2 protein-coding genes and 2 pseudogenes are annotated in these 3227 nt (G+C 64.7%); 1 reads left to right on the plus strand and 3 read right to left on the minus strand.

The genetic code is table 11. The features are described from left to right. Positions 1–43 precede the first annotated feature (43 nt). The gene (locus ABZ646_RS43555; RefSeq protein WP_360532463.1) at positions 44–694 is read left to right on the plus strand and encodes a TetR/AcrR family transcriptional regulator; all 651 of its coding nucleotides are present in this window, start codon (positions 44–46) and stop codon (positions 692–694) included. 74 nt (positions 695–768) lie between these two features. Here ABZ646_RS43555 and ABZ646_RS43560 read toward each other — a convergent pair. From ABZ646_RS43560 to ABZ646_RS43570, 3 genes and pseudogenes are all read right to left on the minus strand, one after another. Continuing rightward, a pseudogene (locus ABZ646_RS43560) lies at positions 769–1638 on the minus strand (IS5 family transposase). Positions 1639–2044: 406 nt separating this feature from the next. Further along, complete coding sequence (locus ABZ646_RS43565) at positions 2045–2560, minus strand: hypothetical protein (RefSeq protein ID WP_360532466.1); 516 nt, start codon at positions 2558–2560, stop codon at positions 2045–2047. 221 nt (positions 2561–2781) lie between these two features. Beyond that, a pseudogene (locus tag ABZ646_RS43570) lies at positions 2782–3227 on the minus strand (hypothetical protein); the annotation flags it as partial.

Genomic DNA, 3227 nt, shown 5'->3' on the forward strand with positions numbered 1-3227 from the left:
GGTCTCGCGGGAGAGGTCTGCTCACTGTCAAGATGGGGACTTGATGATGACCGAAGAACCGAGAGCCGGCGATCGCTACCACCACGGCAACCTGCGCGCGGCGCTGCTCGACAGCGCGCTCGAAGTGCTGTCCGAGAGCGGTGTCGCCGGGTTCAGCATGCGCGAGGCCGCGCGGCGGGCGGGAGTGTCGCAGTCCGCTCCCAAGCACCACTTCGGCGACGCACGCGGGCTGCTCGGTGCGCTCGCCACGCGCGCCTACCGCCAGCTCTGCGACCGGCTGGAGGCGGTGGAGGTCGTCGGGCGCGATGTACGGGAGCGGGTCGCGGCGCTCTCGGCCGAATACGTTGCGTTCGCCCGGGACAACCGCGCGCTGTTCGACCTGATGTGGCGTATGACCCAGTTCGACTTCAACAATCCAGACCTGGTCGAGCAGAAGCACCGGGCGCTCCGCGCCCTGGACCGTGGCCTGCGGGGCCAGGATGCGCAGCTACCGGACAGTGCGGACCCCGCACTGGTGCCGAGCTACGCAGTGTGGTCACTCGTGCACGGCTATACAAGCCTCGCGCTGGAGGGCGCGATCGACGAAGACACCCCAGATCCGTTGACGAGTGACTTGCTCCCCGCGATGCTGCGGCTCCTCGATGTGTCCCCGACCGACGGTGACCAGAAGACCGTCGCAGCTAAGGGATCATGAGATGTGATGAAGTCGCCGGCAGGTGTCGACGGCGGGTGGGACAGTGTGCTCAGAGGTCGTTTTATCCCGGTGTTTTATGCCGGAATCCGCTGTTTGGTCTTTGGTGTCGGGTCGCGCCAGGAGATGGTGGCTTCGCCGGTGAGGCGGCGGGCCATGAGGTCGGTCATGGCGAGGTGGATCATGGCTTCGGAGCGGGCGGAGAGGGTCTCGTAGTCACGGGCGAGCCGTCGGTGGAGCATCAGCCAGCCGTAGGTGCGCTCGACCGCCCACCCGTTTGGGGATCGGGGTGAAGCCCCTGGTCCCGGGGGTGCGGGCGGTGATTTCCATGTCGATGCCGAGGGTGGCTGCGTGCTCGACGAAGTGCTGGCGGTAGCCGCCGTCGACCCACACTTTGCGGATGCCGGGGTGGTCGGCAGCGACCTGGTCCAGGAGCCGGGTTCCGGCGACGGAGTCCTGCACGCTCGCTGCGGTGACCAGCACGGCCAGCAGGAGACCGAGGGTGTCGGTGACGACCTTCCGCTTCCGCCCGACGATCTTTTTCCCAGCGTCGATGCCCTGGCTGGAGACATGAACGCTGCTGGAGGTCTTGACGCTCTGGTCGTCGATCACACAGGCCGATGGCTCGCCGTCCCGTCCTTCCTTCTCTCGCAGCAATTGCCGGAGCAGGCCGTTGAGGTGGGCGAACACTCCTTCCTGCTGCCACTTCGCGAAGTAGCCGTAGACGGTGTTCCAGTGCGGGAAGTCGTGCGGAAGATAGCGCCACTGGACGCCGGTGCGGTCCACATACAAGATCGCGTCCATGGTGTCGCGCAAATCGTGCCCGGGCGGCCGGCCGAAGTCCAGGGCCCTGCCGCGGCGCTCGAAGCCCAGGCCGAGAGCACCGGCTCCATCAACTCCCAGCGGGCATCGGACAGATCACTTGGATACGGGCGTCGCGTCGGCATGCTTCCGGCGTATCGCCGCGGATCCGGGCCTGCCAGGCGCGAAGCAACGGCGCCCGAAGCGCACGGCCACGAAGACCGGATGTCCTGGGATGAGACAGGAACAAGTCACATCCCGCCCCGCCTGTCACCTCGCCGGACCCACGGGCCCCGACCGCACTCACTGTCACTTCCGCACCACAGTCCAACACTCCGAGAACCGCCTTAAATTTGCGCGAAAAAGATGAAAACGACCTCTGAGCTTGTTCATTTTCTTCTGATATCGAACGGTGTCCCGAACGATGTCTCGTCCAAGCCGTCCTCTGCCTGCATCTGGCCAGCTCAGACTGAGGTCGGAAAACGCTCAGTCAGGGAACCCGCATGGAGGCGGTACAGGTTTGCCCCTGCATGCCGGGCTCAAGGAATCGGTTCAGCAGCGGACGCCGCCGTTAAGGAAGGGCGTCTGGTAGGCGATCTCGTGCCACCACGTGTTCCCGGCAATGTCGCCATATTCGTAGGAGACCTGAAGATCGTCAATGAATGCCTTGACGAAGTCTCCGTCCTCGCATCCCGGGAGGCTTGCCTCCCAATGCCTAGGGAGGTCGTTGGTGTACCCGAGCGGCATCGGGCTGTTGTAGCTACTGATTCCGTTCTTCAGTGTCTGGACCATGCCTCCGGTGACTTTACAGGAATTGGGGAATTCCCTACCACGCGCACCCAGCTTGAAGCAGGTGAAGTTCTCGATCGAAACCTTCACCTCGCCCTCATCGGCCTGGATGCAGAAGTCGAAGTCAGTGACGTAGTACTGTGTCCGGTCATAGCGAGTGGTTTGGTGCTCGCACCGCTCGACAGCAACTGCGGGTGAGGCCGCTACGGACACGATGCCGAGGGCCATTGCCGACCCTGCCGAGAGGGAAGCGAGTGCCTTCTTCAGCATGGAATTCACAGAGATCTCCTCACGTTTGTCCTTGATGGCCGGAAAGGGCAGGCGCGAATCGCCAGTCGGCCTGCGGGACCGCGCGTATCCCTCTCCCCCTGTCACTTAGGGTGGCCGAATCGATACACGGTGAGCGTAATGGGGTGCTTACGGTAGATCGGCTGACGCATTGGGCAAACCACCCGGACGTATGGCGGTGAAGCTCCGTCCGGGGTGAGCTTGTTCTTCATCTACCAAGATCGGCCAGGTCTACCGATGGCCTTGAGGGTCTCGGGGCGTTTGACGGTTTTACCGACGTCGTAGCGGGGTGCGGGATGGCGGTTCTTGGTTCCAGGCGGTCGCCCCGGACCAGCGCCGCGAGGTTGGGGAACACGGGCCGGGCAGAGTAGGTGGGCTCGGATGTTCCTGAACCCTCGGCGGACCCGGGCCGGGGTGAGGCGTTCGCGCTTGGTCGGCTTCTCCCAGGGCCGTCGGAGGCCGGCGGCGAGCGGCCGGGCGAGACGGAGTTGGGTGTGGGCGACCACCACGAGCCAGGTCCAACGGTCCGCGGCTTCGGGAGTACGGACCTTCGGGGTGGTCCAGCCGAGAAACTGCTTGGCGAACCGGAAGGTGTGCTCACGGTGGCGGCGATGACGTGGACACCGGAGCGCCGCGACAGACCGGGGAGTTCTCTGGC

The sequence above is a fragment of the Streptomyces sp. NPDC007162 genome, assembly GCF_040634175.1.
In the GTDB taxonomy this organism is placed as follows: Bacteria; Actinomycetota; Actinomycetes; order Streptomycetales; family Streptomycetaceae; genus Streptomyces.